The 15,113-nt window shown below is 70.2% G+C and carries 14 protein-coding genes; 3 read left to right on the top strand and 11 right to left on the bottom strand.

The annotated features are described in order from the left end of the window. The 11 genes from ACFORO_RS11195 to ACFORO_RS11145 form a co-directional block, all read right to left on the bottom strand. Window positions 1–825: an HpcH/HpaI aldolase/citrate lyase family protein gene (locus ACFORO_RS11195; RefSeq protein WP_377868547.1), complete on the bottom strand. Its 825-nt coding sequence runs from the start codon at window positions 823–825 to the stop codon at window positions 1–3. Continuing rightward, complete coding sequence (locus ACFORO_RS11190; RefSeq protein ID WP_377868548.1) at window positions 822–2,030, bottom strand: CaiB/BaiF CoA transferase family protein; 1,209 nt, start codon at window positions 2,028–2,030, stop codon at window positions 822–824. The genes ACFORO_RS11195 and ACFORO_RS11190 overlap by 4 nt, the downstream gene beginning before the upstream one ends. Continuing rightward, on the bottom strand, window positions 2,027–3,970 hold the full coding sequence (locus tag ACFORO_RS11185; protein WP_377868549.1) for an SUMF1/EgtB/PvdO family nonheme iron enzyme: 1,944 nt from the start codon (window positions 3,968–3,970) through the stop codon (window positions 2,027–2,029). Before ACFORO_RS11185 ends, ACFORO_RS11190 begins: the two co-directional genes overlap by 4 nt. Then, window positions 3,967–4,869: a ribokinase gene (locus ACFORO_RS11180; RefSeq protein ID WP_377868550.1), complete on the bottom strand. Its 903-nt coding sequence runs from the start codon at window positions 4,867–4,869 to the stop codon at window positions 3,967–3,969. Before ACFORO_RS11180 ends, ACFORO_RS11185 begins: the two co-directional genes overlap by 4 nt. After that, window positions 4,866–6,185, bottom strand: a complete 1,320-nt coding sequence (locus ACFORO_RS11175) for an ADP-ribosylglycohydrolase family protein (RefSeq protein WP_377868551.1) — start codon at window positions 6,183–6,185, stop codon at window positions 4,866–4,868. Before ACFORO_RS11175 ends, ACFORO_RS11180 begins: the two co-directional genes overlap by 4 nt. Then, window positions 6,182–7,342: an ADP-ribosylglycohydrolase family protein gene (locus ACFORO_RS11170; protein ID WP_377868552.1), complete on the bottom strand. Its 1,161-nt coding sequence runs from the start codon at window positions 7,340–7,342 to the stop codon at window positions 6,182–6,184. Before ACFORO_RS11170 ends, ACFORO_RS11175 begins: the two co-directional genes overlap by 4 nt. 94 nt (window positions 7,343–7,436) lie before the next feature. Beyond that, window positions 7,437–8,720, bottom strand: coding sequence for an ABC transporter substrate-binding protein (locus tag ACFORO_RS11165; RefSeq protein ID WP_377868553.1), 1,284 nt, complete (start codon window positions 8,718–8,720; stop codon window positions 7,437–7,439). A 38-nt stretch (window positions 8,721–8,758) separates the two neighbouring features. After that, window positions 8,759–9,586: a carbohydrate ABC transporter permease gene (locus ACFORO_RS11160; protein ID WP_116199984.1), complete on the bottom strand. Its 828-nt coding sequence runs from the start codon at window positions 9,584–9,586 to the stop codon at window positions 8,759–8,761. A gap of 3 nt (window positions 9,587–9,589) precedes the next feature. After that, window positions 9,590–10,543, bottom strand: coding sequence for a carbohydrate ABC transporter permease (locus ACFORO_RS11155; protein WP_377868554.1), 954 nt, complete (start codon window positions 10,541–10,543; stop codon window positions 9,590–9,592). Continuing rightward, window positions 10,540–11,565 carry a LacI family DNA-binding transcriptional regulator gene (locus ACFORO_RS11150; protein ID WP_377868555.1) on the bottom strand — a complete coding sequence of 342 codons (1,026 nt, stop codon included), beginning with the start codon at window positions 11,563–11,565 and terminating at the stop codon, window positions 10,540–10,542. The genes ACFORO_RS11155 and ACFORO_RS11150 overlap by 4 nt, the downstream gene beginning before the upstream one ends. A 256-nt stretch (window positions 11,566–11,821) precedes the next feature. Further along, entirely contained in the window at window positions 11,822–12,373 is a 552-nt protein-coding gene (locus ACFORO_RS11145; RefSeq protein ID WP_377868556.1) for a TetR/AcrR family transcriptional regulator, read from the bottom strand. A gap of 66 nt (window positions 12,374–12,439) precedes the next feature. Between ACFORO_RS11145 and ACFORO_RS11140 the strand changes: the two genes are divergently transcribed. The 3 genes from ACFORO_RS11140 to ACFORO_RS11130 all read left to right on the top strand — a co-directional run bounded on the left by ACFORO_RS11140 (window position 12,440) and on the right by ACFORO_RS11130 (window position 15,048). Next, the gene (locus ACFORO_RS11140; protein ID WP_377868557.1) at window positions 12,440–13,201 is read left to right on the top strand and encodes an ABC transporter ATP-binding protein; all 762 of its coding nucleotides are present in this window, start codon (window positions 12,440–12,442) and stop codon (window positions 13,199–13,201) included. Between the two features lie 170 nt (window positions 13,202–13,371). Further along, window positions 13,372–14,697 (top strand): FtsX-like permease family protein, encoded by a 1,326-nt coding sequence (locus ACFORO_RS11135; RefSeq protein ID WP_377868558.1) that lies wholly within the window; start codon window positions 13,372–13,374, stop codon window positions 14,695–14,697. 24 nt (window positions 14,698–14,721) lie between these two features. Beyond that, window positions 14,722–15,048, top strand: a complete 327-nt coding sequence (locus ACFORO_RS11130; protein ID WP_354735078.1) for a putative quinol monooxygenase — start codon at window positions 14,722–14,724, stop codon at window positions 15,046–15,048. Window positions 15,049–15,113: the final 65 nt, after the last annotated feature.

The raw sequence follows: 15,113 nt of genomic DNA, 5'->3' as shown, positions 1-15,113 counted from the left end.
CTAGTCGGCCACCAGCGCCAGCACCGCCAACGCCTGGTCTCGCATCGCGACGTCCAGGAACGTCCCGTCGGCGAGCGCGATCGCGCCCACCCCGGCCTGAGTGGCACCGTCCATTCGGGACAGAACCTCCCGCGCCCGAGCGACTTCCTCCGCGGTCGGCAGGAACGCCGCACGGATCGTCGGCAGCTGCACCGGATGAATCGCCGTCCGGCCGCGGAACCCGAGTGCCCGTCCGGCCCGGCAGCTCTCCGCCAGCCCGTCAAGATCCCGGACGTTCGCGTACACCGACATCGCGGGCGGTGGCAGGCGCGCGGCGCGGGCTGCGTTCACGATCCGGCTGCGTGCCCAGGTGAGCCCGGCTTCGTCGGCGAGCCGCAGGTCGGACCGCAGATCCGCCTCGCCCAGCCCGAGCGACGCCGTCTGCGGGGAGGCGAGCGCGATCTCCAGTGCCCGCTCCACCCCGAGCGCGGATTCGATCAGCGGGTGCAACTCCCGGCCCGGCAAAACATCGGCGTGCGACCGGACGTCCGCCGAACTCTCGACCTTCGGCAGCCGCGCGCCCACCCACGTCGGCAGCGTGGCGAGCGCGGCGACGTCCGCCGCGTGCCACGGCGTGTCCACGTGGTTGATCCGCACCTGCACCGGACGCGACGCGGGCACGTCGGCCAACAGCTGCATCGCGTTGTCCCGCGCGGCATCCTTATGCGCGGGCGCGACGGCGTCCTCCAGGTCGACCAGTACGACGTCGGCGTCCGACGCGAGTGCCTTGGCGACGCGGTCGGGCCGGTCCGCAGGGACGTAGAGCAAGGTCAGCGCGGGCGTCATACCGCTCCCTCCGCACGAAGCTCGGCGATTCGCGACGGAGCGAAGCCCAGCGAACCGAGCACCTCGTCGGTGTCCGCGCCGTGCGGTCGTCCGGTGAATCCGATGACGCCGTCGTTGTCCGACAACCGAAAGAGCGGCCCCTGCATCAACGTCGTGCCCAGTTCCGGGTCGTCGATCTCGTGGATCGTGCCCAGCGCGCGGAACTGCGGGTCGGCCACGATGTCGGCGGCGTCGTAGATCGGGGCGACCGCTGCCTGTGCCTCCTCGAACGCGGCCACGACCTCGTCGCGCGTGTGCCGTGCGATCCAGCCGCCGACGGCCTCGTCCAGTTCGTCCGCGTGCGCCGCGCGGTCCGCGCCGGTCGCGAACCACGGTTCGTCCGCCAGTTCCGGACGGCCGACCAGCCGCACGACGCGTTCCGCGATCGACTGTGCCGACGTCGACACCGCCACCCACTGGCCGTCGCTCGTGCGGTAGGTGTTGCGCGGCGCGTTGTTCGTGGACCGGTTGCCGGTGCGCGGCTGGACCGTGCCGAGCTGGTCCCATCGCGTGATCTGCGGTCCGAGCATGGCGAGAATCGGCTCGATGATCGCGACGTCCACGACCTGGCCGCGTCCGCTGACCGTCCGCCCGGCGAGCGCGACCATGATCGCGTACGCGGTGGCCAGCGACGCGACCCCGTCGGCGAGCCCGAACGGCGGCAGCGTCGGCGGGCCGTCCGGTTCGCCGGTGGCTGCCGCGAATCCGCTCATCGCCTCGGCGAGCGTGCCGAAGCCGGGCCGCGAGCGATACGGGCCGAGCTGGCCGAACCCGGTCACCCGGGCCAGAACAAGGCCCGGGTTGCGCGCGGACAGCTCCTCGTAACCGAGGCCCCAGCGTTCGAGAGTGCCCGGGCGGAAGTTCTCGATCACCACGTCCGCGGTCTCGGCGAGCGCCAGGAACACCTCGCGTCCGCCGTCGCTGCCGAGGTTCGCGGTGACGGTGCGTTTGTTGCGCCCCAACGTCTTCCACCACAGATTGACGGCGCCCTTGGCCACCCCGTGCGTGCGCGACGGGTCAGGCCGCGACGGGTGCTCGACCTTGAGCACCTCGGCGCCCATGTCGCCGAGGTGCATCGCGGCCATCGGCCCGGCGAACAACGTCGACGCGTCCACGACCCGCAGCCCGGCCAGCGCCCCGGCGGAAGCCTCCCTCGACACGGTCATCGCGTCACGTCCCACGCGCAGCGGAACCCGACGGTCGCGCCGCGCGCCAACCCCAACCCGGGCAGCAGCAGCTTCACGCTGTAATCCGGGGCGTGCCGGCCGCCCTCGACGTACCATTCCGAACCCTCGGCGCGGTAATCGCTGCCGCCCTTGAGCATCACGAACCGGGTCCTCCCGTCGGAGTGTTCGCTTTCCGTCCAGTTCCACACCGCGGGCGTGCCGCGCCGGAGCCCGCCGGTTTCCCCGGCTAGCTGCCATTCGTCCTCGGTGGGCAACCGGCCGCCGCGCCACGCGCAGTACGCACGGGCGTCGTCGAGGTCCACAAAGGTCACCGGCTCGTCCTCGACCAGGCCATCGGCCCAATGCGCGAGGAACCGATGGGGCTCGACCGGCTGGTATCCGGCAGCGGCAAGGAATTCCGCGAACTGGCCGTTCGTCACCTCGGCAGCGGCGACCGCGACCGGCGAGGCCAGCGAACCGTCTCGCTGCAGCGTCCGGGCGTCGTGCAGCCGCGGCGGCAACGGCTTCCACTCGTCGACATACGGCGCGCCCTGGTACATCCCGGTCTCGCGCCCGCGGTAGCGCACCGTCAGCACGTACGGCCCGGCAGGCACCACGACCGCGTCGTCCTCGGGCCTGCCCAGAGTCGGCTCGCGAACGACCCGCGTCGCGAGCCGGTGCGGGAAACGAGCGTCCGGATCGTGGGGGAGAGTCGCCACCCGGGACAGCCACGACGGCTCCGCCGCACCCTCGGAGACCCGCAGCAGCGCCGAAATCCCGCGCGCGGGCACCCGCCCGTCGGCGAAAAGATCGATCACCGGCCCGTCAACGACCGGCCCCAGATAATCCGAGTCGCCACGGTTGACGACTGTCCACAGTGTCCAGTCACCCAGCTCCCAGCGCGACGCGTAAACCCCAGCCGCTTCCGCTTCCGGCGTCAGCGGAGCCAACGGCGTCCACTCGCCATCGCGCAGCAGATCACCGGCCGCACGCTGCACCGTCACCATCCGCCGCACGGTCGCGGCATCCCGCTGGGACCACCCGACCCACACGCCGAACACGACTTCCCACACCATCACGCCGACGCCGTTCAACCACGCGGACTGCAGTTCCTCGGTGTGGTCGCGGTGCCATCGCCGCACGTGGTGCTGCATGTGCCGCCGCTCGTACCAGTGCGAACGCAGCACGCCCGGCACCGGCGAATCGGCGAAGAACTGCGCCCACGATGCCGAGTGGTCCTCGATCCGCTCGACCGGCAGCTTCGATTCGCCCTCCAGCACGACCCCGGGCCGCCCGCGTTCGAGCTGCTCGACGAGCGCCGGATCGGCCTTCTTCAACGTGTCCAGGAAGACGCCGTCCGCGCCGAAATCCGCCAGCACCGCGGACAGTTCCGCAGCGTCGTCCTCGCCCCGCCGCGTGCCGACGTCCCACGGGTTGTAGTCCACGAACACCCGCACGCCCGCCGAATGGAACGTCTCGACCAGTTCGCGGAGACCGGGCACGTCGCGGTAGAAATCCCACTGGTTGCGGTCGTCGAGGCCGATCACCGGGTACGCGTGCCACAGCACGACCGCGTCGAGGCCGCCGAACCGCTGGTGCGCGTCGGCGAGGAACCGCTCCGGCGTGAACCGGTGCTCCTCGAACGAATACAACAGCTCGTCCCACAGCCAGACCTGCGCGACGGTGTGGCATCCGGCGGCCCACGCGGCTTCGGGCCGGTCGTAGGCGCGGCCGTGGTAGCTGTGCCGTTCGTGCGCGTCGGCGCGCCATTGCCGCAGCCGCGCCCGCCATTCCGGACGGTCGGCAGGGTCTGCCGGGCCGACGAAGATCTTGGCCTCGTCCAGCGCGACGAGCTGCTCAGCCGACAGGGGAGCGCCCAGCGGGACCTCGGTCGGCTGGTCGATCGGGCGCGGGACGAGCGGGTCGAACACGTACGTCATCGGGCGTTTCCTCCGGTCGCGAACTCAGCGAACTCGGCGACCTCCGCAGCGGTCGGCACGGCGGACTGCGCGCCGGGCCGGGTGACAGCGAGCGCGGCGGCGGCCCCGGCGCGCTCGGCGGCTTCGCGAAGCGGACGACCCTCGGCGAGCACCGCCGCGAGCACGCCGCAGAACGTGTCCCCGGCTCCGGTCGTGTCCACCGGGGACACTCGGAAGCCGGGCAGGTGCGCGATTTCCGCTTCGGCGACCACACAACCGGCCGCCCCGAGCGTGATCACCACAGCGGGCGCGCGCTGCTGCAGGATCCGGGCCAGCTCCTCGGGCGAGCCCGGCGTCCCAGCCAGGTCCGCGGCTTCATGCTCGTTGACGACCAGCACGTCAAGGTCAAGATCCGGCAGCGGCCGGGACGGCGCGGCGTTGAGCACCATCCGCGCACCAGATCGCCGAGCCGCGGCGGCAGCGGTTACGGCCTCGAGCGGAACTTCCAGCTGCGCGAGCACAACGTCCGCCGAAGCGATCCGCTCCAGTTGCTCCTCGCCGAGCTGGAGTCGCGAGTTGGCCCCAGGCGCGACCACAATGGAGTTCTCGCCGTCCGGCGACACCATGATGAACGCGGTGCCGGTCGCACTGTCCACTCGAGACACCAGGTCAGTTCGCACCCCAGCCTTCGTCAACGACGCCAACAGAAACTCGGCACCGTCATCGACCCCGAACGCTCCGACGAACGTCGTCTCGGCCCCACCGGCGAGCGATGCGGCAACCGCCTGATTGGCACCCTTGCCACCGGGACTGCGCCGAACATCCCCGCCAAGAAGGGTCTCGCCCCCGTGCGGCTGCCGCGGAACGTCGACCACCAGATCGACATTCGCCGATCCGACGACAGCAACCCGCCCGGTCATCGCGTCACCCCGGCCGTCCGCGCGGCGAGATCGGTGATCCGCTGCTCGCCACCCGGCAACGACGTCGCGATCCGGTTGTCGAGCGGCTTCGTCCACTGCTCGCCGATCCCGTCCGCACCCAGCAACGCGCCAACGACCCCGCCGACCGTCGCCGCCGCGGAATCCGTGTCCCAGCCAGCCGTGACAGCGAGCGAGATGCTCTGCCCGAAGTCGCCATCGCCGCGAGTCAGCGCGTACGCGATCACCGCCGCATTGTTGAGCACGTGCACCCAATGCAGGTCGCCGTACTCGGCGTGGAGCCGGTCCAGCCCGTCGTCGTACGCAGCAGCTTCCCGCCCAAACCGGACCGCCGCAGCCAGCCGACTGTGGGGCGGCAGAACAGTTTCCGCCGCATCGAGGACATTGTGGACGGAGTCGCAGACCATCGCGGCCGACGCCAGCGCAGCTGCCCACATCGCGCCGTAGATGCCGTTCCGAGTATGGCTGAGCCGCGCGTCGACCCACGCGAGCCGCGCGGCGCCGCGGACTTCTCCAGGGGAGACCCAGCCGAAGACGTCGGTCCGGATCAACGCCCCGATCCACTCGCGGAACGGGTTGAGGTGCGTCGCGGTCTCCGGCACCGGCCGCGCGTCCAGCAGATTCCGGTACGCGGCGCGCTCGGCGGTGAACACCCGCCCGGCGGGCAGTTGCTCCAGCCAGAGCTGCGCGACATCGTCGGTGGTGAACTCGCGGCCGTGCCGTTCCAGCAGCGTGAGCGCGAGGATCGGGTAGTTGAGGTCGTCGTCCTCCGGCATCCCGGAGATGTTCTCCTCCAGGGAAGTCGGCCGGGAGCGCCGGTTCCACGGCCACCGCGCCGCGACGTCTTCGGGCAGCCCGACCTCGGTGAACCACCGGTCCAGCGGCCAGCGGCCGGTCGCGCGCAGGATCTCCTCGATGCCCTCGCGCGGGATCTTCTCGACCGGCTTCCCGAGCAGGCACCCCGCCGCCCGGCCGGTCCACGCGCCGAGCGTGCGGTCCGCGACGGGTCGGGGGAGGACCGGCGCGGCCGGAAGCAGCGGGGTGATCGCGTCCCAGTCGTCCGGCTCGTGCGGCGCGGCAGGACAGGGGAGTGCGGCCAGTTCCTCCAGCAGCGTCCGGGCCAGCGCCCGCAACGCTGGGGGCGCCGGCCGCGGTCCTGCCCCGCTCACGGCGGGCACCGGATCGCCGCCGGCGGCGATCCAGCGCTCCCGCACCGAGGTCACGTCCTTGCCCTCCGCGGCGGACTGGACGAACTCGTGCGCGAGCAGGTCTTCGGGCTGAGCCCAGGTCAGCCTCATGCGGCGGCCAGCGCGTCGAGAGCGGCGAGCCGCGCCTGGGTCCGCGCGCGGTCGGCCTTCACGATGTCCGTCGCGGCGGACGCGAGCAGCAGTCCGGTCTCGCGCAGATCCATCTTGCTGGCCTCGCCGATCGGATCGATCCACTCGTCCGGCACCGAAGCCGCCCCGCCGAGCCCGGCGCAGAGCGCGCCCGCCATCGACGCGATCGAGTCCGCGTCCCGGCCGTAGTTCACCGAACCCAGCACCGCGCCGCGGTAGTCGCCCTGGTGTCCCAGCACAAAGCCGAGCGCGGCGGGCAATTCCTCGATCGCCTTGGTCCGCGACGGCCGCCGTGCGTCCATCGACATCTGCCGGTACTCCGGCCCGACCGAATCGAACGGCGCGACGACCTCGCGGATCTTCCGCGCGAGCGCCCGCTCCTCGTCGTCGGTCTTGGGCGTGGCGTTCCACCCCTCGAAGGCTTCGACGACAGCCCGCAGCGCCGCCAAAGTCCCGTCGTGCGACACCTCGAGCGCGGCCCGCACGAGGTCGTCCAGCCCGGCGCCGGGCGCGACCGAAGCGGCGACCATCGCGGCCAGCACCCCGGCGGCCTCGCGGCCGTAGCTGGACTGATGCGGCGCGGTCAGGTCGATCGCCTCGGCATACGCCGCCTGCGGATCGCCCGGGTTCACGACACCGACCGGCGCGATGTACATCGCCGCGCCGCAGTTCACGATGTTGCCGACGCCCGCCTCACGCGGGTCCACGTGGCCGTAGTGCAGCTTCGCGACGATCCACTTCTCGGCGAGGAACACCCGCTGCAGCAGCAGCGCTGTCGACTCCAGCTCCGGCACCCAGCGCGGCTCGCCGATCATCAGCGGCACCAGGTCCTCGGCCATCGAGTACGCGTCGAGATGCGCGCGGCGCTTCGCGTACACCTCCACGATCGCGCGGGTCATCAAGGTGTCGTCGGTGATGTGCCCGTCGCCCTTGTGGTACGGCGCGATCGGGCGCGCGTCTCGCCAGTTCGGGTACCAGGGCGGGACGATCCCGGTCACCCGGCCGCCGTGGCGCTCCTCGATCTGCTCGGGCGTCCACCCTTCGGTCGCGCCGCCGAGCGCGTCCCCCACTGCCGCGCCGGTGATCACTGCCACCGCGCGGTCCTCCAGCCAGGTCACCGGCTTGCGTCCCTTCGTTCCCCGGCGCGGGCACTGCCGCCCGCGCCTGTTGTGCGCGCCGGGACCGGACGCGTGCCCGGTCCCGGCGCGGCGGTCACTTGCCGACGCTCTTCCAGCCGTCCTTCAGCTGCTGCGCCAGCGTGTTCGCGTCGATCTGGTTCGCCAGGAAGCGCTGGTAGGCAGGCGTCGCGACAGTGTCCTTCCACTGCGCGTACTTGCCGGCGAACAGATACGGCGCGGAGGTCAGGTACTTGCCCGAGGCCAGGATGGTGCTCCAGCCCTTCTTGGCGCCGAGCTTCTTGTCCAGCGCCTCGCGAGCGGAGTTGCTCGCCGGGATCAGCGTGTCGGCCTCGTTGAGCGCGGCGAGGTTCTCGGTGCCGGTGAAGAAGTCCAGGAACTTCGCGGCCTGCTCGACGTGCTTGGAGTCCTTGTTGACCGACAGCGTCTGCGGGTTCGCCGCCTGCGCCGGTCCGGCCGGGCCGGCGATCGGGGGCAGCGCGACCCAGTCGAGGTCCTTCGGCGCGTCCTTCTCGATGTTCGCCGCCTGGTACGAGCCCTGCACGGTCATCGCGACCTGGCCCGCGTAGAACGGGGCCAGCGCCTTGCCGCCGGACTGGGTCAGCGTCACCGGCAGGATCGAGTGGTCGGTCGCGTTCATGTCGTGCACCAGCTGCGGCAGCGCCATCTCGCCCTGGCCGACGCTGATCTGCGCCTGGTCGCCGGTGCCCTCGAAGTACTTGCCGCCGAACGCCGGGGCCATCGCCACGAACGTCGCGGTCGGGCTCGACAGGCCCCAGCCGAGGCCGTATTTGCCGTCCTTCGTGGCGGTCTTGGCCAGCTGGCGCAGCTGGTCCCAGGTCATCGTCTCGCCGGTCGGGACCTGCGCGCCGGACTGCTCCAGCAGCTTCTTGTTCGCGAAGACCACATAGGACTGCAGCTCGGTCGGGTACGCGACGACCTTGCTGTCCACGGTCACCGAGTCGAGCACGCCCTTCGGGATGTCCGCGCGCTTCTGCTCGGTCAGGTAAGGGGAGAGGTCGGCGAGGTAGCCGTCGGCGGCGAACGGCCCGATCCCGGCGGCCTCGTAGTGCACGATGTCCGGCGCGGTGCCCGCGTTGAACTGGGTGATCAGCTTGTCGTAAGCGCTGTCCCAACCGGCCTGGACGACCTTCACCTGCGTGTCCGGATGCGCCTGGTTCCACGCGCCGACGATCTTGTTCGTGGCGGCGATCGCGGCGGGCTGGTCCGACAGCGACTGGAAGGTGAGGGTGACCGGTCCGCCGTCCCCGCTGCCGCTGTCCGCGCCGCTGCCGCACGCCGCGGCGAGCAGGCTGGTGAGGGCGAGGCTGGCGGCGATGGCCGCGCGTCGTGTCTTCATCGACCGACCTTTCGAAGGTGTTTCCGATGGGGTGGGGCTCATCCCTTCACCGCCCCGGCCATGAGGCCGCCGGTGAGTTTCTTCCGCAGGAGGCTGAAGAAGGCGATGCTCGGGATCGCCGCGAGCACGGCGCCCGCGGCCAGCGGACCGAGGGCGACCTTGCCCTCGCCGCCGATGAACATGGTGAGCGTGATCGGCAGCGTGTAGTTCTCCGGCGACTGCAGCAGCACCAGCGCGAAGAAGAACTCGTTCCACGACGACACGAAGCTGAACATCGCGGTCGCGACCACGCCCGGGGCCAGCAGCGGGAACACGATGGTGCGCAGCACGGTGAACCGGGTCGCGCCGTCCATCGCCCCGGCCTCCTCCAGGTCCACCGGGATCGCCGCGACGTAGCCCTGCAGCATCCACAGCGCGAACGGGAGGATGTAGGTGGTGTGCACGAGCGTCAGCCCGACGAGGCTGTCGGCGAGGCCGAGCGTCCGCAGCACGAGGAACAGCGGCAGGATCACCAGCACCACCGGGAACACCTGGCTGACCAGGATCCAGGTGACGCCCGCGACGCGCAGCTTCCCCTTGAGCCGCGCCAGCACGTAGGCCGCGGGCACCGAGATCAGGATCGCCAGCACGGTGCTGGCCAGCGCGACCAGCAGGCTGTTGAACGCCGAATGCAGCAGGCCCTGGCGGGAGAGCGCTTCGCCGTAGTTGTCCCAATGCCATTCGCTCGGGACCAGGTTGACCGACAGGGAGTTCAGCTCCGCCGACGACTTCACCGACGCGGAAATCAGCCACAGCAAGGGAAAACCGAGGAACAGCAGGTACAGCACGAGAGCCAGGTATTGCGCGGGGCGCACGGACCAGCGCATCGCTCACCGCCCCCTTTCCGGGCGGTCGCCTCGGAACTGCGACCGCAGGTAGATCGCGAGCAGCGCGACGACCACGATGACGAGGACCAGCCCCATCGCGGCGGCGTAGCCGATCTCGCGGTTCTTGAACGCTTCGAGATACACGAACAGCACCGGGACCATGGTTTTGCCGCCCGGGCCGCCCGCGGTGAGCACGTACACGAGCGAGAACGAATTGAAATTCCAGATGAAGTTCAGCGAGGTAATGGAGCTGACGATCGGACGCATGCTCGGCCAGGTGACTGCGGTGAACCGTCGCCACGCACCAGCTCCGTCGACCGCGGCCGCCTCGTGGAGTTCAGCCGGGATCTGTTGCAGGCCAGCGAGAAGCGTCACGGTGGTCTGCGGCATGCCGACCCAGACACCGACCACGATCACTGCGGGGAGAGCGGTGTTGAAATCGCCGAGCCAGTTGATTCCGTCCGGGAGGCCGATGCTGCCGAGGAAAGCGTTGAGCGGTCCGCCGTTGGCCGAGTAGATCATTTGCCACATGATCGCGACGACCACCGGCGGCATCGCCCACGGAATGAGCGCGAGCACCCTAGTGAGGCCCTGGAGTTTGAGGCCGGAGTTGAGCAGCAGCGCCAGGCCCATCGCGGCGGCCAGCTGCAGGACGGTCACCCCGACCGTCCAGATCAGGCCGATCCGCAGCGAGTCCCAGAACAGCGAGTTCCCGCCGAGGCGGACGAAATTGTCGATCCCGGCGAAGCCGAAGTCCGGATGCCGCACCAGCCGCGTGTCGGTGAACGCCAGCACGATGCCGATGACCAGCGGGGCCACCGACAGCACCAGGATCGGGATCAGTGACGGCAGCACCAGCGCGATCGCCTCGCGCCGGCGCGTGCGGGCCCGCGTGGTCTTCTTCGGGCGCGGCGGGGGAGCGGGGGCGGCTCGCCTCGGCTCGATCGCGGTGGTCATTCCGCGTCCTCCACGTTCTGGTCCACGGTGGATTCCCGGACGAACAGCTCGGTGCCGACCGAGATCTGCCGCGCCGGCGCGTCCGCGTCGTCGGTGAGCCCGAGCATCAGCCGGGCGGCGGCGCGCCCGCGTTCGGCCGAACCGAGGGACACACTGGTCAACCGGGGCAAGAAAACCTGTCCGAGCTCGGTGTCGTCCATGCCGGTGACAGCGACGTCGCGCGGGATGCTGAGCCCGAGTTCCCGGGCGGCGCGGACAGCCCCGATGGCGAGCAGGTCGTTGGCCGCGACGATGGCGTCCGGCCTATGTGGACGGTCGAGCAGCTTCCGGGCGGCCTCGATCCCCGCTGCGACAGTGAAATCGGTCGCGACCTCGACGTCCGTCTTGGCGGCGAAGTCCTTCGCGGACACCGCTTCGTCGAAGCCGCGCTGCCGCGAGGAGCCCGGCGTGGTGTCGAGCGGCCCGTTGAGGAAGCCGATCCGGCGGCGGCCCAGCGAAACGACGTGCTGCACCGCCGCGCCGATCCCGGCGGCGGAATCCGTGGAGACCGAACTGATCCCGCGGTCGCTCATCGCGCGGCCGATCACCACGACCGGCACCGGTGCCCGGCCGATCTGCTCGATCAGCTCGTCGTCGGTGCGCAGCGGGATCACGATCATGCCGTCGACGAACCCGCCGTGCAGGCTGTGCATCAGTTCGGTTGTCGACGCCGCGGTGTCCCCAGTGGACATGACGACAACCCGATAACCGTGCGGTGCAAGGACTTCGTGGATGCCGCGCATGATCTCGACGTAGACCGGGTTGCCGATGTCCGCCACCGCGAACGCGATCTGCGACGTCTTCTTCAGCCGCAACGACCGCCCGATCGCGTCCGCGCTGTACCCGAGTTCCGCCGCGGCCGCCCGCACGCGCTCGACCATCGCCTTGCTCGCGCCGGTCCCGTGCAGCGCGCGCGAGGTCGAAGCCAGCGACACGCCGGCGCGCTCGGCCACCTGGATCAGCGTGGCTCGGGTTGACGTCATCGTCCCTCCCAGTCGGACACAGCGAGCAACAGTGCGGATACCGCTGTTGGAAACGTTTCCAGTCTACGGACTGGATGGTTTGGAAACGTTTCCAAGCGGTGCCGGGATCATGTCACCCGGATGGCGGACGTGTCAACGGAGCTGGTGCGGGGTCTCGGGATCTGTGATGCCAGCGTGACGTGCGCCGGTTCGGCGCAGACCCAGTCCAGACCCAGTGCGGGCCCGGTGCAGGTCCGGGTGCTGGTCTGGCGCGGGTTTAGCGGGATCGCCAGTCGGCGCGGACCACATCCGCGGCCGAGGGAGCGTGGTCCGGATCGGTCAGCCACTGCAGCGCGGTCCCGACCAGCAGCGAGTAATAGTGCGCGCCGACCGCGTGGACGTCCTTCGGGTCGGCGTCCGGTCCCAGATCGCCGAACGCGCGGGCGAGCCCGACGCGCGCCAGCTGCTGGCCCTCGGCGTTGATCTTCCGGACCTTCTCGTCGTGCTGGAGGTAGCTGACGCTCTCGAAGTTCACGAACCACAGCTCGCGGTGTTCGCGGATCGACTCGATGATCCGCGCCCAGCGCTGCTCCGGCCCGGCCTTCTCGCCGTCCGGGTCGGAGAGGACGGCGAACAGCATCTCGCCCCACTCGGTGTTGAGGTCGGACAGCGCCTGCGTCAGCAACTGTTCCTTCGACCCGAAGTGGTAGTTGATCGACGCCTGGTTGGCCCCGGAAGCGGCGACGAGGTCGCGCACCGTAGTGCGCGCGTAGCCGGCTTTGAGGAGGCATTCCCGGGCGGCGGTGATCAGGTTCTCGCGGTGTCCCACACGTGCTACCGTATCATGTAAACGTTCGTTTTAAACGTTCATTCACATCTCTGAGAGGACTGGAAGATGACCGCACCCGCGATCCGCACCAGACGGCTGCGCTGCCGCTTCGAAGGAGAGGGCGGCCCGGTCGACGCACTGCGCGGCGTGGACTTGGACGTCCCTCGAGGTGCCTTCGCGGCGATCATGGGCCCGTCGGGCTCGGGGAAGACAACGCTGCTTCACTGCGCGGCTGGCCTGCGCACCCCGACTGAAGGCACCGTCGAACTGGACGGCGTTGATCTGTCTGCTTTGGACGAACCGCGGCTGGCGGCGCTGCGCCGCCAGCGGATCGGGTTCGTGTTCCAGCAGTTCAACCTGCTGCCCGCGCTGACCGCCGAGGAGAACATCGAACTGCCGTTGCGGTTGGACGGCCGCAGCCCGGACCCGCGGCGCACCGCGGCGTTGCTGGCGCAGGTCGGTCTGGCTCAGCGTGGGGGACACCGTCCCGGGCAGCTGTCCGGCGGGCAGCAGCAGCGGGTGGCCGTGGCCCGGGCGCTCGTGACGGATCCGGAGGTGGTTTTCGCCGACGAACCGACTGGCGCGCTGGACATCCGCAGCGCGCGGGAAGTGCTGGGCTTGCTGCGGCAGTTGGCGGACCGGGGCCAGACGATAGTCATGGTGACGCACGACCCGGTGGCCGCGTCCTATGCCGATGCGGTGCTGTTCCTTGCGGACGGGCTGGTGGTCGATCAACTGGCCCGGCCGACTGCCGCGGCGGTGGCGAATCGGATGGCGGTGCTGGTCGAATCCGCTGAGCGGGCGGCGAATGCGGTGGGTGCCCGGTGAGGCGGCGCGAAAAGCCCTGTGGCGACAGCAAGATCGATGGGGCCTGACATGGTGAGGCTTGTTTTGCGGCGGTTCGGCGATCACCGTGCCGACCGGCCGGGTGGTGTTCGTCGAGGCAGCGCGCTCGGCGAGATCGAGCGCGGTGTCCGTGCATCCAAAGGGGAATTGACATGTTGAAACTCGCTCTGCGGCTGTTCGGTCACCACCGCGCGGCCGCTATCGCCACCGGCTTGGTCGCGCTCGTCGGGATGGCGCTGGTGGTCGCGATGACCGCCCTGCTCGGCACCGGCCTCTCCGGCAGCACCGCTCCGGCCGATCGGGGATTCCTCACCCAGTTCCCGCTCATTATGGGCGGTTGGGTGGTGGCGATCGTGGTTTTCGCGATGGTGTCGACGATCGGCGTCACGCTCGCCGCGCGGTCCGGCGAGATCGGCGGGTTGCGGCTGATCGGTGCGGCGCCGCGGCAAATCCGGGTGCTGGTCTCGATGGAGACCCTCGCGATCACCGCGGTGGCCGCGCTGCCCGGACTGGGACTCGGCTACCTGCTCGGGTTCCTTGTGCTGACCGGTGTGCGTTCGACCGGGCTCACCGCGTCGAACACGTCGTTCGCGCCGGGGATCGGGCTGCCGCTGGCCGGTGTCGCGGTCGTGCTGCTGGCCGGGGTGCTCGCGGCGTGGATCGGCAGTCGCGGTCCGGCTCGGCGCAGTCCGGTCGACGAGGAGTCCGGACCGCGCCGGATCAGGTCGGCGCGACCCCGCCGGATCGCGGCGATTGTATTGCTGGCAGCCGGTTTCGGCTTGGCGAGCGCGGTGCTCGCCCTGCCTGCCGACAGCATCGCGACGACCGGCCTGACCGGTCCCGCCGTGGTGCTGTGCTCGATCGGGTTCGCGATCCTCGCGCCTGAACTGATCACCGTGGCGAACCGGGTCGTCGGCCGTCTGTCGCGCGGGGCGAAGAACGCCGAAGCGCATCTGGCGGGGGTGAACCTGCGTGCCGCACCGGAACGGGCCCGGCCGATCGTCACCTTCCTGACGCTGCTGGTCGGCGTCTCCGCGGGCACGTTGGCCATGCAGGGCATCGAAAACCAGCACAGCGTCCCGGGCAGCACCGCCGACGTCCTGGCCTCGATCAACTACCTGGTGGTCGTCCTGATCTCGCTGTTCATGGCGATCGCGCTGACCAACAACCTGGTGGCCGCGATCGGCGACCGCCGGACGGAGTTCGCGACGCTGTCGCTGATCGGCTCGACCGTCCGGCAGGTGCGCGGCGTGCTCCTGCGCGAAACCGCCGCCGCGACCCTGCTGGCGATTGTCGTCGCGGTGGTGGGGTCGGTGTTGTGCGTCCTGCCGTTCTCGATCGTCAAGACGGGCGGTCCGGCAGCCGCGTTCAGCGTCACGCCGTTCGTGGTGAGCGCGGTTTTCGGGGGAGGAGTGGTGTTTCTGGTGACGTCGGTGGCCGGAGCACGGGTGATTCGTTCGGCGGCGGTGGCCGGGTAGCCGGTCGCTTGCGATACTCAGGGCATGATCTTGATCGTCCTCAAAGCACAGATCCGTCCAGAGAAGCGCGCCGAATGGCTGGAAGGCATCGAGCGCTACACCGCGAACGTCCGGAGCGAACCGGGGAACGTCTCGTTCGACTATTACCAGAACGGCGGCGACGAGAACGAGTTCGTCATGGTCGAGGTCTTCGCCGACAGCGCGGCCGGGGACGCACACGTCGCGACCGCGCACGCGCAGGAGTTCTTCCCGTTCATGTCGACAGTCGTGGCGAAGAAGCCGGAGATCAACTACCAGAACCTCGACGGCGCGGCGTGGTCGGAAATGGCCGAGGTCACCCCGGTGGACTAGCGGCAGGCCGTGAAGGGAACCCTGCGGGACTCAGAGTCCGTGAAGGTTCCCCTCACGGCACACTC

Origin of the sequence: Amycolatopsis halotolerans, assembly GCF_042647905.1 — a bacterium.
Classification (GTDB): domain Bacteria; phylum Actinomycetota; class Actinomycetes; order Mycobacteriales; family Pseudonocardiaceae; genus Amycolatopsis; species Amycolatopsis halotolerans.
Note: the sequence above shows the minus strand (reverse complement) of the source record. Positions and strands in the feature narration are given on the sequence as shown.

Excerpts from the sequence above, each read along its gene's own strand:
- ACFORO_RS11155 (WP_377868554.1), bottom strand. The coding sequence starts at position 10,543 with ATGACCACCGCGATCGAGCCGAGGCGAGCCGCCCCCGCTCCCCCGCCG.
- ACFORO_RS11165 (WP_377868553.1), bottom strand. The coding sequence starts at position 8,720 with ATGAAGACACGACGCGCGGCCATCGCCGCCAGCCTCGCCCTCACCAGC.
- ACFORO_RS11190 (WP_377868548.1), bottom strand. The coding sequence starts at position 2,030 with ATGACCGTGTCGAGGGAGGCTTCCGCCGGGGCGCTGGCCGGGCTGCGG.
- ACFORO_RS11180 (WP_377868550.1), bottom strand. The coding sequence starts at position 4,869 with ATGACCGGGCGGGTTGCTGTCGTCGGATCGGCGAATGTCGATCTGGTG.
- ACFORO_RS11185 (WP_377868549.1), bottom strand. The coding sequence starts at position 3,970 with ATGACGTACGTGTTCGACCCGCTCGTCCCGCGCCCGATCGACCAGCCG.
- ACFORO_RS11195 (WP_377868547.1), bottom strand. The coding sequence starts at position 825 with ATGACGCCCGCGCTGACCTTGCTCTACGTCCCTGCGGACCGGCCCGAC.
- ACFORO_RS11150 (WP_377868555.1), bottom strand. The coding sequence starts at position 11,565 with ATGACGTCAACCCGAGCCACGCTGATCCAGGTGGCCGAGCGCGCCGGC.
- ACFORO_RS11160 (WP_116199984.1), bottom strand. The coding sequence starts at position 9,586 with ATGCGCTGGTCCGTGCGCCCCGCGCAATACCTGGCTCTCGTGCTGTAC.
- ACFORO_RS11135 (WP_377868558.1), top strand. The coding sequence starts at position 13,372 with ATGTTGAAACTCGCTCTGCGGCTGTTCGGTCACCACCGCGCGGCCGCT.
- ACFORO_RS11140 (WP_377868557.1), top strand. The coding sequence starts at position 12,440 with ATGACCGCACCCGCGATCCGCACCAGACGGCTGCGCTGCCGCTTCGAA.
- ACFORO_RS11175 (WP_377868551.1), bottom strand. The coding sequence starts at position 6,185 with ATGAGGCTGACCTGGGCTCAGCCCGAAGACCTGCTCGCGCACGAGTTC.
- ACFORO_RS11130 (WP_354735078.1), top strand. The coding sequence starts at position 14,722 with ATGATCTTGATCGTCCTCAAAGCACAGATCCGTCCAGAGAAGCGCGCC.